Source organism: Acinetobacter sp. TR3, from assembly GCF_027105055.1.
Classification (GTDB): Bacteria; Pseudomonadota; Gammaproteobacteria; order Pseudomonadales; family Moraxellaceae; genus Acinetobacter.
Map to the genome: position 1 here is coordinate 1881475 of NZ_CP114264.1, position 17915 is coordinate 1899389.

Annotated in this window: 16 protein-coding genes; 11 read left to right on the forward strand and 5 right to left on the reverse strand. The window is 39.3% G+C overall.

The window, feature by feature from the left end; genetic code table 11:
* Positions 1 to 31 precede the first annotated feature (31 nt).
* A complete protein-coding gene (locus O1449_RS08870; RefSeq protein ID WP_269238096.1) occupies positions 32 to 496 on the reverse strand; it encodes a hypothetical protein in 465 nt (154 codons plus the stop codon).
* Between the two features lie 194 nt (positions 497 to 690).
* Between O1449_RS08870 and O1449_RS08875 the strand changes: the two genes are divergently transcribed.
* The 4 genes from O1449_RS08875 (at position 691) to dapC (ending at position 6357) form a co-directional block, all read left to right on the forward strand.
* The gene (locus O1449_RS08875) at positions 691 to 1080 is read left to right on the forward strand and encodes a tautomerase family protein (protein WP_050039576.1); all 390 of its coding nucleotides are present in this window, start codon (positions 691 to 693) and stop codon (positions 1078 to 1080) included.
* A gap of 120 nt (positions 1081 to 1200) precedes the next feature.
* On the forward strand, positions 1201 to 2418 hold the full coding sequence (gene purT / locus O1449_RS08880; protein ID WP_269239688.1) for a formate-dependent phosphoribosylglycinamide formyltransferase: 1218 nt from the start codon (positions 1201 to 1203) through the stop codon (positions 2416 to 2418).
* 24 nt (positions 2419 to 2442) lie between these two features.
* A complete protein-coding gene (gene glnD, locus O1449_RS08885; RefSeq protein WP_269238097.1) occupies positions 2443 to 5106 on the forward strand; it encodes a [protein-PII] uridylyltransferase in 2664 nt (887 codons plus the stop codon).
* An 81-nt stretch (positions 5107 to 5187) separates the two neighbouring features.
* Positions 5188 to 6357: a succinyldiaminopimelate transaminase gene (gene dapC, locus O1449_RS08890; RefSeq protein ID WP_269238098.1), complete on the forward strand. Its 1170-nt coding sequence runs from the start codon at positions 5188 to 5190 to the stop codon at positions 6355 to 6357.
* 50 nt (positions 6358 to 6407) lie between these two features.
* Here the strand turns inward: dapC and O1449_RS08895 are convergent, their stop codons facing one another.
* Positions 6408 to 7028: a LysE family translocator gene (locus tag O1449_RS08895; protein ID WP_269230106.1), complete on the reverse strand. Its 621-nt coding sequence runs from the start codon at positions 7026 to 7028 to the stop codon at positions 6408 to 6410.
* A gap of 134 nt (positions 7029 to 7162) precedes the next feature.
* Between O1449_RS08895 and O1449_RS08900 the strand changes: the two genes are divergently transcribed.
* The 3 genes from O1449_RS08900 to O1449_RS08910 all read left to right on the forward strand — a co-directional run bounded on the left by O1449_RS08900 (position 7163) and on the right by O1449_RS08910 (position 12118).
* Entirely contained in the window at positions 7163 to 7615 is a 453-nt protein-coding gene (locus O1449_RS08900; protein WP_241283461.1) for an Lrp/AsnC family transcriptional regulator, read from the forward strand.
* A 161-nt stretch (positions 7616 to 7776) separates the two neighbouring features.
* Positions 7777 to 8967: an efflux RND transporter periplasmic adaptor subunit gene (locus O1449_RS08905; protein WP_269238099.1), complete on the forward strand. Its 1191-nt coding sequence runs from the start codon at positions 7777 to 7779 to the stop codon at positions 8965 to 8967.
* A 1-nt stretch (position 8968) separates the two neighbouring features.
* Positions 8969 to 12118 carry an efflux RND transporter permease subunit gene (locus O1449_RS08910; protein ID WP_269238100.1) on the forward strand — a complete coding sequence of 1050 codons (3150 nt, stop codon included), beginning with the start codon at positions 8969 to 8971 and terminating at the stop codon, positions 12116 to 12118.
* Between the two features lie 52 nt (positions 12119 to 12170).
* On the opposite strand, the gene O1449_RS08915 is transcribed toward O1449_RS08910, so the two are convergent.
* Positions 12171 to 12659, reverse strand: a complete 489-nt coding sequence (locus tag O1449_RS08915; protein WP_087536210.1) for a glutathione peroxidase — start codon at positions 12657 to 12659, stop codon at positions 12171 to 12173.
* A complete protein-coding gene (msrB, locus tag O1449_RS08920; RefSeq protein ID WP_269230103.1) occupies positions 12656 to 13075 on the reverse strand; it encodes a peptide-methionine (R)-S-oxide reductase MsrB in 420 nt (139 codons plus the stop codon). Before msrB ends, O1449_RS08915 begins: the two co-directional genes overlap by 4 nt.
* A gap of 238 nt (positions 13076 to 13313) precedes the next feature.
* Between msrB and O1449_RS08925 the strand changes: the two genes are divergently transcribed.
* From O1449_RS08925 to O1449_RS08935, 3 genes are all read left to right on the forward strand, one after another.
* Positions 13314 to 14744: a pyridoxal phosphate-dependent aminotransferase gene (locus O1449_RS08925; RefSeq protein ID WP_269238101.1), complete on the forward strand. Its 1431-nt coding sequence runs from the start codon at positions 13314 to 13316 to the stop codon at positions 14742 to 14744.
* A 120-nt stretch (positions 14745 to 14864) separates the two neighbouring features.
* The gene (locus O1449_RS08930; protein ID WP_269228194.1) at positions 14865 to 15170 is read left to right on the forward strand and encodes an IS630 transposase-related protein; all 306 of its coding nucleotides are present in this window, start codon (positions 14865 to 14867) and stop codon (positions 15168 to 15170) included.
* A gap of 38 nt (positions 15171 to 15208) precedes the next feature.
* Positions 15209 to 15703: an IS630 family transposase gene (locus O1449_RS08935; protein ID WP_269239689.1), complete on the forward strand. Its 495-nt coding sequence runs from the start codon at positions 15209 to 15211 to the stop codon at positions 15701 to 15703.
* 170 nt (positions 15704 to 15873) lie between these two features.
* On the opposite strand, the gene O1449_RS08940 is transcribed toward O1449_RS08935, so the two are convergent.
* Positions 15874 to 16644 carry an SDR family NAD(P)-dependent oxidoreductase gene (locus tag O1449_RS08940; RefSeq protein ID WP_269238102.1) on the reverse strand — a complete coding sequence of 257 codons (771 nt, stop codon included), beginning with the start codon at positions 16642 to 16644 and terminating at the stop codon, positions 15874 to 15876.
* A 143-nt stretch (positions 16645 to 16787) separates the two neighbouring features.
* Between O1449_RS08940 and O1449_RS08945 the strand changes: the two genes are divergently transcribed.
* Positions 16788 to 17840 carry an AraC family transcriptional regulator gene (locus O1449_RS08945; RefSeq protein ID WP_269238103.1) on the forward strand — a complete coding sequence of 351 codons (1053 nt, stop codon included), beginning with the start codon at positions 16788 to 16790 and terminating at the stop codon, positions 17838 to 17840.
* Positions 17841 to 17915 lie beyond the last annotated feature (75 nt).

The window sequence follows — 17915 nt, forward strand, 5'->3', positions numbered from 1 at the left end:
CAACTGAAGCGAGATGGATCATCTCGCTTTTTTATTTAGGTGAGGTATTGCCTAAAGCTGGATTATCAATTGCATCTTTACACTGTGCCTTGTCTCGTTCGTAGTCAGCTTGCTTTTGCGTTGACGAACTCTCATTATCTTTAACATCTCTTGCCCAAGTATCAAGACTGGTCAATGCTTTACGGCATAGCGCATATTTTCCTTCAGTTACAGAATCCGTCATTTTGACATTAATTCGCCAATCGGTACTGAGTTGTCGTAATGGTTTTCTAACTTTGTCTTCGATCTCAGCAGATTGTTTATTGTAGACAATTGGATCAATTTCATTAATGAGCTTCCAAGCAGCTTGTGCGTAACTTGTTGCATCATTATTAAGTTTGGGTGCTGCTTTAATTTCCACTTTTTTTTCTGGCTGATTGCTTGAATGATCACATGCAGTCAATAAAAGGCTGCTAAACAACATTATTGTCGCTACATGAGTTTTTGTATTAAACATATCAAATCGCCAATGGAACATTTGCGCATTATGCTAGTCAATTCAGCAACAATACTCAATCGTTGTTACTTATTTATCCCATAGAACAATCTACGTTCTAAAGAATTGATTTAATGCCAATATCATTTAAAGTGGTGAAATAAAAATATCATGTGAATCAAAATTTCTAATCTTAATTTTGGAATAACTTATTTATGTCTCAAATCAAAATTTATGCACTACATCAAACGATTCAACAATTTAGAACTCAATTGTCAGATGCTATTCATCAAGCACTGGTCACAAGCTTAGATTATCCTGTAGAAAAAAAATTTCAGCGCTTTATTGCTTTAGCTCCGGAAGATTTTATATATCCAAATGATCGCAGTGAACAATATTTGATTATTGAAATTTCAATGTTTGAAGGGCGAACAACTTCGGCAAAAAAACAATTTATTCAATCAATTTTTTCTAATATTCAGCAGCAATGCGGTATTTCCCCACAAGATATTGAAATTACAATTTTTGAAACCCCAAAATCAAATTGGGGAATCCGTGGTCAAAATGCAGATGACTTACGACTTAACTATCAAGTCAATGTCTAAACAGATCAACACGATGATAAGTCATATTTTTTGTCTAACAAAACCTTGTTTTTTTGTATCAGGCAAGCTTAATTCATCAAAAAGTTCTGCTATGCTTAACCACAAATTACTCAGGATAGGATTACACGCATGAGCGTCACTCTTGGAACTCCACTTCAATCTTCTGCATTTAAGGTTTTACTGTTAGGTTCTGGGGAGCTAGGTAAAGAAGTTGTGATTTCTTTACAACGCTTAGGTGTCGAAGTTCATGCCGCAGATCGTTATGATCATGCACCAGCCATGCAAGTTGCACATTTTTCTTATACCTTGAATATGGCTGATCCAACTGAATTAAAACAACTCATTGAAAAAATTCAACCCAATTTGATTGTTCCTGAAATTGAAGCGATTGCAACTGAAGTGCTTGTAGAAATTGAACAAAGCCAAACAGCAACCGTTATTCCTTCAGCTAAAGCAGTCAATCTCACAATGAACCGCGAAGGAATTCGTCGTTTAGCTGCTGAAGAACTCGGCCTACCAACATCAGCTTATCGCTTTGCCAGTACTTTAGAAAGTTTCCGCGCGGCATGTGATGACATCGGTTATCCAAACTTTGTAAAACCTGTGATGTCATCATCAGGTAAAGGTCAGTCTCGCGTTAAAAGCTTTGATGAAGTTGATGCCGCTTGGGAATATGCGATGCAAGGCGGTCGTGTTAACCAAGGTACAGTGATTATCGAATCACAAATTGATTTTGATTTTGAAATCACGTTGTTAACAGTTCGTGCAAAAAATCCTAAGACTGGCGAAATCGAAACCCATTTCTGTGATCCGATTGGACACCGTCAAGATGCGGGTGACTATGTCGAAAGCTGGCAACCTCAACCAATGACTGCTGCTGCCTTACAAGAAGCTAAACGTATCGCACACAAAGCAACAACTGCATTAGGTGGCTGTGGTATCTTTGGTGTAGAACTATTTATCAAAGGCGATAAAGTTTGGTTCAGCGAAGTTTCCCCTCGCCCACATGATACGGGTCTCGTAACTTTAGCTTCTCAATTCCAAAGCGAATTTGAATTGCATGCGCGTGCTATTTTGGGTTTACCTGTTAATACAGCTCGCCATAGTACTGCTGCAAGTGCCGTGATTTATGCAGGTGTAGATGCGAATAACCTCAACTTTGATGGCTTGAATCTTGCTTTAGCCAATCCGAATACTGACTTACGTTTATTTGGTAAACCTGAAGGTTTTAAACGTCGCCGTATGGGAGTTGCAACAGCACGCGCTGAAACAACAGACCAAGCACGTGAATTAGCGCAACAAGCTGCTGACCAAGTGAGCGTACACACAAACTCTTAACTTAAATTGAGTAGACCCATTTTCATGATCAATACATCTCCTTTGTTGAACTATGTCACCAGTCATCATGATATTAAAGCCATTAATCAATGGCGAACAGATGTAGAAAAGCAATTACAAGAGAGTTATGAAAATGGGCAAGCTATTCGTGAAGTGATTAAGGCTCGTTCCAACTCGATTGATGAGGCCTTAGTCTTTTTATGGAATCATGCTGAATTAAATAAAACTGAATTAGGTTTATTTGCGGTCGGAGGATATGGCCGTCGCGAAATGCTGCCATATTCCGATACCGACATTATGATTTTATCTGAAGATGAAATCAGCGAAGAACAAGAAAAACTGATCTCAACTTTTATTTCATCCTTATGGGATGTTGGTAATTTTAAACCTGGTATTAGCGTTCGTACGATTCAAAACTGTGTTGAACAAGCAGCAAATGATTTAACTGTTGCTTCAACTTTAATCGAGGCACGTTTAATTACAGGCAATGAACAACTGGCTAAATGGCCACGTCGTATTGTCGCCCAAACATGGACAGATAAAACGTTCTATGATGCCAAAATGGTGGAACAGACCAAGCGCTACGCTCAACACAATAATACTGAAAGCAATTTAGAACCAGATATCAAAAATGCACCTGGCGGTATTCGTGATATTAATCAGATTGGTTGGATTGCCAAACGTCACTTCCGTGTCAATCGTATTTATGATTTAGTCCACTTAGGCTTTATTACTGAATTTGAATTAGGCGTACTGGAAGAAGCTGAAAGTTTCTTATGGGAGATTAGAACCCATTTGCATCGTATCGCTAAACGAGATGAAAACCGCTTATTATTTGAATATCAAAGAGATATAGCAGCAAAATTTGGTTATGTTCGCGAAGAAGGTCAACCTGTGAACTTTGCAGTTGAACAATTCATGAAACGTTATTATCGAACAGCTCAACAAGTTTCAACGCTGAATGAGATGTTACTTGCCTATTTCAATGAATCAGTCATTACTCCTCGTCTGCCTGATTATGAACGCCAAATTATCGACATTAATGACCGCTTTAAAATTGTAGACGGCAAACTCGCTGTTCAGCATCACAAAGTATTTTCTGAAGAGCCGAGTGCAATTTTAGAACTATTCTATCTGTTAGCCAATCGACCAGAAATTACAGGCATACGTGCCCGTACCTTGCGTCTTCTTGTGCTCGCAGCAAAACGGATTGACCAACGTTTCAGGGACAATCCAGAACATCAAGCATTATTCATGTCAATTATTCGCTCACCGCACTTATATGACACGATGGTGGCGATGAAACGTTATGGCGTACTAGGGAACTACATTCCTTCGTTTGGACAGATTACAGGATTAATGCAGTACGATCTGTTCCATATCTACACTGTAGATGCACACACCTTATTATTGCTCAGAAACTTAAGTCGCTTTAAAGAACCTGAATTCGCTAAAGAATTTCCTGTGGTGAGTTCAGTATTCCAACGTATTGCGCGTCACGATATTGTCTATATGGCAGCAATTTTCCATGATATTGCGAAAGGTCGTGGCGGTGATCATAGTGAATTAGGGGCATTAGATGCCATCGAGTTCTGTCGCACGCATGGTTTTACTGAACGTGAATGTAAACTTGTAGCATGGTTGATTAACAATCATCTACTCATGTCCCTTACTGCACAGAAAAAAGATATTTCTGATCCAGATGAAGTCAAAGAATTTGCCGAAAAAGTCGGTGACATGGAACATTTGGACTATCTATACACTTTAACGGTCGCTGATATTAATGCCACCAATCCTAAACTTTGGAATACGTGGCGTGCTTCCCTTATGCGCCAGTTGTATACCTATGCGCGAGATGTCATTCGTTCAGGCTTAGGTCGTCCTGTTGACTATCAAATGTTAATTGAAGACACCAAATTTGCTGCCAGTGAATTATTGGTCAATGACTTCTCTCTCGCGGAAGTCGAAAAAGTTTGGCAAGAGCTTGGTGATGAATACTTCGTTAAAGAATCAGCCAATGAAATTGCATGGCATACTCAAGCGATTTTACAGCATGGCGATAACCCAGAGCCTTTGGTTTTATTACGCGCACATCGAAATGCTGCTGATGACGCCGTTCAAATCTTTATTTATACCCGTGATCAACCGAACTTATTTGCGACCACGGTTGCTGTCTTAGATCGCATGAATCTTGATGTTCAAGATGCAAGAATTATTACTGCAACCACCTCATTTAGTTTAGACACCTACTTAGTCCTTGATCGTTTTGGCACATTACTCACCGACCCTGATCGTGAACGTAAAGTGAAAGCTGCGCTTGTAGATGCACTGAGCCATTCAGATCAATATCCGGGTATTATGCAACGCCGCATTCCACGTCATTTACGTCATTTCGATGTACAAAATACCGTGGATATCGTACTGAATCCGACGTTACAACAACATATGGTTGAAATCTCAACACTCGATCAACCGGGTCTCTTAGCTCGGATTGGGGCATTGTTTATGCTCCAAGGTTTGGATATTCACTCAGCAAGAATTGCAACACTAGGTGAAAGAGCCGAAGATATTTTCTTTGTGACCAAGAAAAACGGTATATTACTCACCCATGAAGAGGTGAAAGCTTTTGCGGAAACGTTGAAAGCAGCTTTAGATGAAGCATCGAATCAAATTTGTAATCCATCTTAAAATCCCCTGAATCCCCCTTGGGTATGATGATCATGTCGTATCTTTGGGGACTTATAACGCTTATTTTGGGTAATTGTTTAAATGAACTCCAGCTTGTCTTTATTGCATCCCTATCCTTTTGAAAAGTTAAATCAACTTTTTAAAGATGTGCAACCTGCCAATTTACCATTGATTCCATTATCAATTGGTGAACCAAAACATCCTGCACCAGAGTTCGTTAAACAAGCAATCATTGATAATTTTGCACATTTGTCGACTTATCCTAATAGTAAAGGGCAACCTGAACTGCGCCAAAGTATTGCACAATGGCTTAGTAATCGTTTCAAACTGAATCATATTAGTGCAGAAGAACATATTTTGCCTGTTTCTGGTACACGTGAAGGTATCTTTTCTTTTGTGCAAGCCTTAATTAAACGCGAAGATGCACCGTACATCGTGATGCCAAATCCGTTCTATCAAATTTATGAAGGTGCTGCATTATTGGCAGGTGCAAAGCCTTACTTTATCAACTGCACCGAGGAAAATGGTTATTTAGGCGACTTTGATGCCGTTCCTGCGGAAGTCTGGGAAAACACAGCATTATTATTCGTTTGCACACCGGGTAATCCGACAGGGACAGTACTATCAAAAGAGCAATTCAAAAAGTTGATTGCGCTGTCTGATCAATATGGTTTTGTGATTGCTTCTGATGAATGTTATTCAGAGTTATGGTTTGATGAAGCACCGATTGGGCTTTTAGAAGTTTGTGCTGAAATAGGACGTGATGATTATAAAAATTGTATCGTATTCCATTCCCTTTCTAAACGTTCAAACCTCCCGGGTATGCGTTCTGGTTTCGTTGCAGGTGATGCGGCACTCTTAAAACCTTATTTGCAATATCGTACCTATCACGGCGCTGCGATGCCTGTTCAACATCAATTGGCTTCGATTGCGGCATGGAATGATGAGTCACATGTAGAAGAAAATCGTCAACAATACCGTGCTAAATTTGATTTATTCCAAACAGAGTTAGGACATTTACTACCTTTACAAAAACCTGATGCAGGTTTTTATTATTGGTTAAAAGTTGATAATGATGAAACTTTTGCGAAAATGTTGATGGAAAAAGCCCATATTAAGGTGTTACCTGGTCGCTATTTATCTCGTGATACCGAACAAGGTAATCCGGGCGAAGGACACGTTCGGATGGCATTAGTCGCAGATTTAGCACAGTGTGAAGAAGTGGTACAACGACTAAAAGCAATTCTTTAATCAATAAAATATCTGAAGAATCTATGTCAAAGCATGGATTCTTCAGCAACTTATGAAAGCTGTCCAATCATCAATATGGTGGCAATCAAAATCATTAAGCTCCCCGAAATACGACTGACTATTTTTACAGCTTGAGGTCGTGTACTTAATAATTTCTTCGCTGCGATTCCAACCAAAATATAAACTACAGCACAACTTAGCAAATGAATCATTCCTAACACAATAATTTGTGCTGTTGGGGAAAGTGCGACTTTGGGATGGATAAATGGAGGTAATAAAGCGAAGAATAACAACAGCACTTTAGGGTTTAATCCACTAATCCCCACTCCCTTAATTAGCCATGATTGAGCAGATTCAAGTGACTGATTTTGTTTAGTCTCATTTGAAATCACCACGGGGCGAATCAATAGACTTATACCCATCCAAAATAAGTAACAAGCACCTGCAATCGTCATGGTACTTAAAAGAATAGGATAATGGTTAAGCAAAGTGCCAACACCAGCTGCAACACATAAAATAGCGATTAAGTGACCCAACACCAAGCCAATCACCGCTGTCATAACAAACTGCCCCTTTATGCCAGCTAGAATCGCATAAGCCCAATCTGCACCCGGTGTTAAAACAAATAAAATTGAAACACACCAAAAAGCAAAAATTACACTTAGATCCATATCAGACACCTACTCGTCATCATTATTATTTTTCACCATTTGGTGAAAATAGATTTGAGAGAATAGGCTTTAATGCTTAAAATGTTATTCCAAATGTTTGCTTGTTTTTAAACCCAAAAGGTAGATTATTCCAAATGGATCGTATTGATAAGAAAATTATTGCTGAACTACAAGTAAATGGACGATTATCTATCACCGAATTAGCTGAAAGAATAGGCTTAAGTCTATCCCCTTGCCATCGCCGAGTGAAAGCTTTAGAAGAATCTGGGGTCATTAAGGGCTATCATGCCGACCTTGAAGCGTCTCAAATTGGCTTTAATTTTGCGGCAATTATTTTTGTGACTTTAAAAGATGGTGATAAGCGGGCTTTGTCTAGCTTTGAAGAAAAGGTCAGTGAAATTGCAAATGTGATTCAAGCACAGCGACTGTTTGGCAATCCTGATTATTTGTTGCATGTGGTGACCAAAGATCTGGCAAGTTTTCAAAAACTTTATGACGACAGTCTATCTGCTTTACCGAATGTACAGCGCCTTACCTCCACGATTGTAATGAAAAGCGTGGTGACTAATCGCTTACTTCCTTTATAGCAATCTGAAATTATAGCGAGTGATCACTTTATAAGCCGTATCCTATTATATTGTGTTGAAACTCGCCCTTTATTAATTTTTTCATCTGTCAGTTTACTATTGACCATCTGTTGAAATCTTCGTCTATACTTAGGTCATCAATATTTGGCGATTATGGAAAGATGGCTTCTCAAACTCCCCAGAAAACTAAGAAAAAAATTTGGTTTATTTTAGCGATCATTGTTGTTTTTTTAATTATTGCAGTCATGTTTTGGCAAACAAATAAAGCCAAAAGCTCAGCAAATATGGAAAAACGCAAAGGGGCAAATTCAGTAGAACAAAAAGCAGCTCTGACGGTGACTGTTGTTCAACCTGAACAGCAAAATTGGAAACAAAGCTTTACCGCAAATGGAAATATTGCAGCGTGGCAAGAAGTTGTCATTGGGAGCGAGCTATCAGGTCAACGGCTTACTCGCGTCAATGTGAATGTTGGTGATGAGGTAAAACGCGGTCAAGTTTTAGCTGAAATTAACAGTGAAACAATACGTGCTGACCTCGCAGCAGCTCAGGCAAGTTATGCCGAAGCACAAGCTGTTTTAGCTGATGCGATTACCAATAACAAACGTATTCAACAGCTTAAAAATACGGGTGCAATTTCTGCTCAAGAATCCACACAATATCAAACCTCTCAAGCAACTGCACAAGCTCGTCTTGACGCAGCCAAAGCTCAAATTGAAAGTAATCAATTACGCTTAGCTCAAACTCAAGTGGTTTCACCTGATAATGGTGTTATTTCAGCAAGAACTGCCACGGTTGGATCTCTAGCACAAACAGGACAAGAATTATTCCGTTTGATTCGCGACCATCGACTCGAATGGCGTGCCGAAGTCACTTCTTCTGATTTATATAAACTTAAACAAGGGATGACTGCACGCATCATTTCTCCTGATCCAGCCCAAGCGACAGTTACAGGCAAGGTTCGAATGATAGCACCTGTGATTGACCCACAAACTCGTTACGGTCTGGTTTATGTCGATATTCCAACGACTCAAGCTGTTCGTATGGGAATGTTTGTGAAAGGTGAATTTGATTTAGGTGAGAAACCAGCATTAACGATTCCACAAACGGCATTATTACTGCGGGATGGTTTTTCTTATGTGTTTATTGTTGATCACAATAATCGTGTAACACAGCAAAAAGTCACTGTAGGTCGCCGTTTGGGTGATCGCGTTGAGATTATGGATTTACCAACACAAGTAAAATTGGTTTCTTCAGGAACTGGTTTCTTAACGGATGGGGATTTGGTCACTGTTGCTAAAGATATTCCTGACACACCTCTCAGCAAACAGCTTGTGACCACACAGGAGAAATAAGATGAATTTCTCTGCTTGGTCAATCCGCAATCCAATTCCGGGCATTTTATTGTTTATCATGCTTGGTTTGGCAGGATTGTTATGTTTTCACTGGATGAAAATACAACAATTCCCAGATATTGAACTTCCGATGGTCACCGTAAGCGCAGCGCTACCGGGTGCTGCCCCACCACAACTGGAAACAGAAGTTGCACGTAAAATTGAAAACTCGATTGCCTCTTTGCAAGGTTTGAGAAATCAATACACCAATATTCAAGATGGTGTTGTTACGGTTACAGCAGAATTTCAACTCGAAAAACCACTCCAAGAAGCGGTTGATGATGTTCGAAATGCAGTGTCTCAAGTTCGTTCTGATTTACCTGCCGATTTACGCGATCCGATTGTCAGTAAAATCAATTTGTCAGGCTCGCCAATTCTTACCTACACCATTCAATCACCGAAAATGGATGAAGAAGCACTGTCATGGTTCGTTGACTATGATATTGCACGTGCCATGTTACAAGTGAAAGGTGTCGGTGCGGTTGCCCGTGTAGGTGGTGTGACTCGTCAAGTTGACGTTGAACTCGACCCTGAAAAATTACTGGCATTAAATGCAACTGCTACAGATATTACCCGTCAATTACGCTTGATTCAGCAAGACGCCTCAGGCGGTCAAACCAAAATTGGGGGCAGCGAACAGTCAATTCGTACTATTGCAACCGTCAAAACGGCTGCAGAGATTGGTGCAATGGATCTTGCGCTCAGTGATGGTCGCCATATTCGCCTTGATCAAGTTGCATCTATTCGTGATGGAATTGCAGAACGACGCTCTGCTGCGCTATTGAATGGTAAACCTGTGATTGGTTTTGAAATTACTCGCAGCAAAGGTGCCAGTGAAGTCGATGTTGAAAAAGGTGTAGCTCAAGCATTAGAGAAACTAAAAGCCTCACATCCTGATATTAAAATTACAGAAGCTTTTAACTTTGTTAAACCAGTTGCAGATAACTACAAAGGTTCGATGTCGCTTCTTTATGAAGGGGCAATTTTAGCAATCTTGGTGGTTTGGCTATTTTTACGGGACTGGCGTGCAACCATCATTGCTGCAACTGCCCTGCCACTGTCTATTTTACCTGCCTTGATTGGGATGTATTACTTCGGATTTACCCTAAATACCGTGACCTTACTCGCCATGTCATTGGTTGTAGGTATCTTAGTCGATGATGCAATTGTTGAAATTGAAAATATTATTCGGCATCTGCGAATGGGAAAAACACCTTATGAAGCCGCTATGGAAGCTGCCGATGAAATTGGTCTAGCGGTCATTGCAACCACCTTCACCTTAATTGCAGTATTTTTACCAACAGCGTTTATGAGTGGAATTGCAGGTAAGTTCTTTGTTCAATTCGGTTGGACGGCTGCATTGGCAATTTTTGCTTCTTTATTAGTTGCACGTCTGCTTACACCAATGATGTCGGCTTACATTTTAAAACCGTGGATTGGTCAAATTGACAAGCAAGATGAAACTGTAGACAACCAAGCAAAATTAGATCATGGCACAACAAAATTAGCCAGAGACCGCGCCAACGATGGACGTGTCATGCGTGGCTATATGCGTTTAGTCACATGGTGTTTAAATCACCGTTGGGTCACTTTATTTGGAGCGATTGCTTTTTTTGTCGGCTCAGTGATGCTGATTCCTCTACTACCTACGGGTTTCGTTCCACCACCAGATACAGGGCAAACCCAAGTTCGTCTAGAACTCGCACCCGGTTCACAATTTGTTGATACCTTAAAAACAGCAGAATATGCACGCAATCTGATTAAAGATCATCATGAAATCAAGAGTATTTATACAACCATTGGTGGTGGTGCAGCAGGAACAGATCCTTTTTCAGGGGGAGCTTCGAGCGAACCAAGAAAAGCTACATTAACCATTCAAATTACTGAGCGCTCTGATCGAAGTGCAAGTTTACAAGAGATTGAAAATCAGATTCGTCAACGATTAGCTCCACTGCCGGGTGCTCGAATACAAGTGGGTCTAGCTGGAAATAATAGTCAGTACCAACTTGCTCTTTCAGGCGATGATCCAGAAGCTTTGATGTCGACTGCACGCCAACTTGAACGTGAATTACGAACGATTCCAAATATCGGAGGTATTACCTCAAGTGCAGCATTGATTCGTCCTGAACTGGTGATTCGCCCTGATTTTGCCAAAGCCGCAGATTTAGGTGTGACCACCTATGATATTGCTGAAACTTTGCGTATCGCCACCGCAGGTGATTTTGATCAGAATCTAGCAAAATTAAACTTATCTCAACGTCAAGTTCCCGTTGTCATTAAACTTCCTTTGGCTGCTCGCCAAGATCAGGAGTTAATGAAACGCTTAATGATTAAAGGCAGTCACGGCCCTGTGATGTTAGGAACGATTGCAGATGTCAATATTGAAAGTGGGCCATCGCAAATTGATCGCTTCAATCGTTTGCGTAATATCAACTTTAATATCGAACTGAATAATCAACCATTAGGGGATATTGCCACTAAAGTCGATCAACTTCCAACCATGAAAAATCTACCGCCAACAGTTAAACGTACCAATATTGGTGATGCTGAAGTCATGCAAGAGTTATTCTCAAGCTTTGGTTTAGCAATGTTGACAGGTGTATTGTGTATCTACGTTGTTCTTGTTCTTTTATTCAAAGACTTCCTACAACCGATCACAATTCTGGTCGCTTTACCTTTATCTCTTGGCGGTGCATTCGTATTATTGCTTTTAGCAAAAAGTAGCTTTTCGATGCCAAGTCTCATTGGTTTGATTATGTTGATGGGGATTGCAAGTAAGAACTCGATTCTACTGGTTGATTACGCCATTATCGCAAGAAAGGAAAAAGATTATTCTCGATTGAATGCGTTGTTGGATGCCTGCCATAAGCGAGCACGCCCAATTATCATGACGACTCTAGCAATGGGCGCAGGTATGTTACCGATTGCGTTGGGTATTGGAACAGATCCGAGTTTCCGTGCACCAATGGCAATTTCTGTTATTGGTGGGTTGATTACCAGTACCTTCTTATCGTTATTGGTTATTCCTGTAGTCTATACCTTCATTGATGATATCAACCGTAAATTACACAGCTTTAGAAAAACAAAGCCCACATCAATTGAACAGTCTTAAGCAATATTCAACAAAAAAGACGGTCAAATGACCGTCTTTTTGTTGCTCAATATTATTTTTTTGCTAATGCATTTTCAATATCTGCTTCTAAGGCATCTGGTTTAGTCGTTGGAGCATAACGCCCTAAAACTTCGCCATTACGCCCAACAAGAAACTTGGTGAAGTTCCATTTGATATTGCGACTACCTAAAATGCCTTTCGCTTCACGCGTTAGAAATCGAAAAATAACATGTGCTTCAGGACCTTTTACATCGACCTTTGCAAACATTGGAAAACTTACACCATAATTTCTTTGACAGAATGCGCCAATTTCTTTGTTCGTGCCGGGATCCTGACCACCAAATTGGTTACAAGGGAACCCTAAAACTTCTAAGCCTTGAGCTTTATATTTTTCATGCAACTTTTCAAGTCCTGCAAATTGTGGCGTAAAACCACACTTACTTGCAGTATTTACAATTAGCATGACCTTGCCTTTATAATCAGCGAGCGCTTTTGTTTCTCCCTCTAACAATTCAGCTTCAAACTGATAAATGTTACTCATGGATAGGTTTCCTCATCATTCTTTTCTTCTGTTTTAAGTTGTAATGATGCCGAATTCACGCAATAACGCAGTCCTGTCGGCTGTGGGCCATCCTCAAACACATGACCCAAATGTGCATCGCAATCATGGCAGACAATTTCCGTTCTGACCATACCATGCGATAAATCTTCATGTTCTTCTATCGCCACACTATCAATTGCTCTATAAAAGCTCGGCCACCCACAACCGCTATCGTATTTCGTTTCAGATGAAAATAGTTCTGCACCACAACATCGGCAGACATAAATACCATGCTGTTTGTTATTCCAATATTGTCCTGTAAATGCTGGTTCTGTACCTTTCTGACGAGTAATGCGATATTCTTCTGATGATAGTTCTCTTTGCCATTCCCGGTCTGTTTTATTGACTTTTCCCATAACCTACACCTTTTATTCTGATGTTAAAAATATATCGATGATCAGGTTTTATATTTACGCCATTCATAACAAAAACTCTAGTCTCATAACGTACAATTTAGTGAAATTTAAGCATTAATTTTCAATAGCAAAAAGAAAGCAATTTAAAATTAAGAGGTAAGCAAATTTTAACAAAACTATCTTTCTCGTAAGCAAAGATAGTGTTATTCTTGTTGGGCACGGTTGTATAGGACAAAAAATGTCTCAGAAAAAAAGTGTGGTTTTTCAAAAACTCTTACCAACAATTAAACAATATCAACAATCAGGTTTTACCTATGAAAAAATTGTTGAATTACTTAGAGATCAACATGATCTTGATTTGGTAAGTGTCGAAACCTTTAAAAGTTATTTATACCGATATGCAAAAGTGAATCCTGCTATGTCTAAAAATACTGTTACATCCCACTCCGCTCAATCAAGTCGTGAAATCAAGAAATCATCGAAACTTGAGCATGTTTGCTATGACATTCGTGGACCAGTATTACGCGCCGCCAATGAAATGGAGGAGCAAGGACACAAGATCATCAAGCTCAATATCGGCAACCCTGCACCTTTTGGTTTTGAAGCTCCACAAGAAATTATCAATGATGTTGCATTAAACCTACCGAATGCGATTGGTTATACAGACTCCAAAGGGATTTTCCCTGCACGTAAAGCCATTTGCCAGTATTATCAGCAAAAAGGCGTTTTTGATATGCACGTTAATGATGTGTATGTTGGAAATGGCGTGTCGGAACTGATTGTGATGGCAATGCAAGGTTTATTGAACGACGGCGATGAAATGCTCGTTCCTATGCCTGACTATCCATTATGGACGGCAGCAGTCAATCTTTCTGGTGGTAAAGCTGTTCATTATAAATGTGATGAAGAAAACTATTGGTATCCTGATCTTGCGGATATGGAAAGCAAAATCACAGCAAATACACGTGGTATTGTTATCATCAATCCAAATAACCCAACAGGTTCAGTTTATCCACGTCATGTATTAGAGCAAATTGTTGCTTTAGCTAAAAAGCATGACTTAATTTTGTTTGCAGATGAAATCTACGACAAAATCATTTATGACGGCATTGAGCATGTTGCAGTTGCAGCTTTAGCTGGCAATCAACTTTGCATTTCATTTAATGGTTTATCAAAAGCCTATCGTATTGCTGGTTATCGTGCAGGTTGGATGGCGATCACAGGTGATAAATCACGTGCAGCAGACTATATTGAAGGTTTAGACATGCTTGCTTCAATGCGTTTGTGTGCAAATCATCAAGCACAATATGCAATTCAAACTGCACTCGGTGGTTATCAGTCTATTAATGATTTAATTCGTCCGGGCGGTCGTCTGTATGAACAACGTAATATTGCGTGGGAAATGTTGAATGAGATTCCTGGCGTAAGTTGTGTTAAGCCTGAGGGTGCAATGTACTGTTTCCCAAAACTAGACCCTGAGATCTATCCAATTGAAGACGATGAAAAACTGATGTTGGATTTATTAAAGGCTGAAAAAGTTTTGTTAGTTCAAGGCACAGGTTTTAATTGGCCAACACCAGATCATTTCCGTGTAGTGTTCTTACCTGCTGAAAATGAGCTACGTGAAGCAATTAATCGTTTAAGCCGTTTCTTGGCAAAGATGCGTTAAACAAAATTGGCAATAAAAAAGGAAGCAAATCGCTTCCTTTTTTAAGATGAATACTAAAAACCCCACAAAACCAATTCATACTCTATAGTAAATCTGTTAAAAATAGCATACACTCATGGAATGAGTTATTCAGAACATTTTAGAAAGAAAGTATTAGCTAAGCTTGAAGAAGGATATTCTATTCGAGCTGTTGCTGCTCAATTTGAAATTGATAAAAATACGATTGTCCAATGGAAGAAACGTATAGAGATCAAAAGAACTCGTCCACGTAAACCTTCTAAAATCGATAATGATGCTTTACGTGCTGATGTTGAAAAATATCCTGATGACTATCAATATGAACGGGCTGCACGTTTTGGATGTGGAGCTTCATCTATTGGTGATGCTTTAAAACGCCTAGGTATTACAATAAAAAAAAGACGCTAAGTCACCCAAAAGCTAACTCAGAACTTAGAGAAAGATTTATTGAACAAATAGAGTTATTAGAAAAAATTCATCCTATTGTCTACCTTGATGAAAGTGGCTTCAAGTCACATGATCATAGACCTAATGGTTATTCGCAAAGAGGAAAACCATGCTTTGGACAATATAATTGGCAGTTAAAAAATCAGACCAATGCAATTGGAGCAATTCATCAACAGAAATTGTTTGCAGTAGGATTATTTGATTGCAAAATCAATGCTGATGTTTTTCATTTTTGGGTTGAGCGATTACTGATCCCTGAATTACCGAAGAATAGTAGTGTGGTTATGGATAATGCAACATTTCATAAAAGAGCGGATACTCAGGCGTTATTGGAACAACAAGGGCATCAGATACTTTGGCTTCCTGCATACAGTCCTGATTTAAATCCTATAGAAAAGATGTGGGCATGGGTTAAACGCAAGCGTAAAGAGTGGTTGGTTGATTCAATTGATCAATTATTTCGGTTGTTTTTCAATAAATGTATGAATAATTAAACGGTTTTACTATATTGAGTGAATGAATGATTTGCAAAATTGCACAGAAACCAGCAGCAATGACTAAAACTCAAACTTAGTTTATGAATAAACCATATAAAAACAAAAACAGTTGTAAATTCTCATTCACAACTGTTTTATAAATTAATCTATAAATGATTTAAATAAATTTATTTCGCAGCCATACGAATACCGCCATCTAAGCGGATCACTTCACCATTTAAATATGAATTTTCAGCAATATGCGCAACCAAACGACCAAATTCTTCAGGACGTCCCAAACGTGATGGATAAGGCACCATTTGCCCTAAGGCATCTTGTACATTTTGAGGTAAGCCTTTCAGCATTGGAGTTTCCATAATCCCTGGTGCAATGGTTAAAACACGAATTTGATGACGTGCTAACTCTCGCGCAATTGGAAGCGTCATCGCAACTACAGCACCTTTTGATGCCGAATAAGCCGCTTGTCCAATTTGCCCATCAAAAGCAGCAACAGAAGCCGTATTTACAATCACCCCACGATCTTCATCACCTTCAGCAACAATATTTTTACTCATTGCATCTGCTGCGAAACGCAACATGTTAAATGTACCCGTCACGTTGATATGTAAGGTTTTTGAGAACATAGCTAAATCATGTACAGATTCTTTGCCCACAACTTTTGCTGAGGGTCCAATCCCTGCACAGTTGATTAGCCCATATACCGCACCATGTTTTGCAACAACATCTTTAAAGAATTGCTCTGCAGCTTGCTCATCAGTTACATCTAATTTTACAAATTCAGCCTGCGCACCTAATACCTGTACCTGCTGTTCACCCGCTTCAGTGTTCATATCGACTAAGGTAACTGTCGCACCTCGTTTTATTAGAACTTCTGCTGTTGCAGCCCCTAAACCAGAGCCACCACCAGTAATAACAAAATGTTTTCCTTGAATTTTCATGTCCATTTCCTCGTAAATTAAAGATATAAATTTTTACAAGCGAGAGTAAAGCCAAGTTTTTTCCGATACAATTCCTAAAAGTAGCAAAAATGATGCGACTTTTGAGCATTCAACCTATTTACTCTCCTATATTTCATTCCTGTATGAGCAAAAGCACCGATCTCGATCTTAATTCCGCTAAGGATACAATTTCAATTGCTTTGATTCGTGAAGCATTCAGTGTTGCTGCAAGTCGAGGTTTAGATATTGTAAATATTGCCAATCAAGCGGGCATTTCAGTCGAACTTCTCAGCTCAACTAAAGCCCGTGTTCCAGTGACGCAATGTGCGCAATTGTGGATTGAACTGGCTGAACAAATGAATGATGAGTTTTTGGGGATGGATCGCCACCCAATGCGTCGAGGGAGCTATAGCCTATTAGCAAAATTAGCATTCAGTGCCGAAACCTTAGAACAAGCTATTCAAGAAATCTTAAAGTTTCTGAGTTTAGTGTTAGATGACATTCAAGGTGAATTGATTCAACAAGGTGCAAAAGCATACTTAATTCTGCATGATCGTGAACATCCTAAACGAATGTTTACCTATTCGACCTATTTGATGTTAGTCCATAGTTTAATGTGTTGGCTGAGTGACCAGCGCATCTCTTTTCAGAAAATGACCTTTAAATGTCATCAACCTGTCGAAATACAGGATTATCGTGTTCGTTTTTGCGAAGATATTCAATTTAATGCTGATCAAAATCTCATTGAGTTTGATGCAAATTACCTCAAACACAAAATCAAAAAAGATAAACAAGCTTTAAATGACTTTCTCAGACAAACGCCTTATAACCTAATTGTTCGCTTTAAAAATGAAAATTCTTTAAGCTTGCAAATACGTCGTCAACTGCTTTTACAGCCACCTTCAGAGTGGGATGAACTCAAAGAAGTTGCCCAACAACTGAATATGTCAACGGCAACGATTCAACGCCGCCTCAAACAAGAAGGCGTCAGTTATCAGCAACTTAAAAATGATATTCGCTGTGATATTGCAATTGAACGGCTCAGTAAAAGCAATGATTCAATTCAGAACATCAGTGATGATTTGCATTTCCATGATCCGAGTGCATTTCATCGTGCTTTTAAAAAATGGACAGGCGTCAGTCCAGGTGCTTACCGCGCAAATACACTAAAACACACGCCCAATACTTCTTTATAAAATCAAACTACTGCTAGATTTTATCAATTCGGAAGGATTCTAACCAAAAGCATCTCTAAACCTAAATTGAAAATT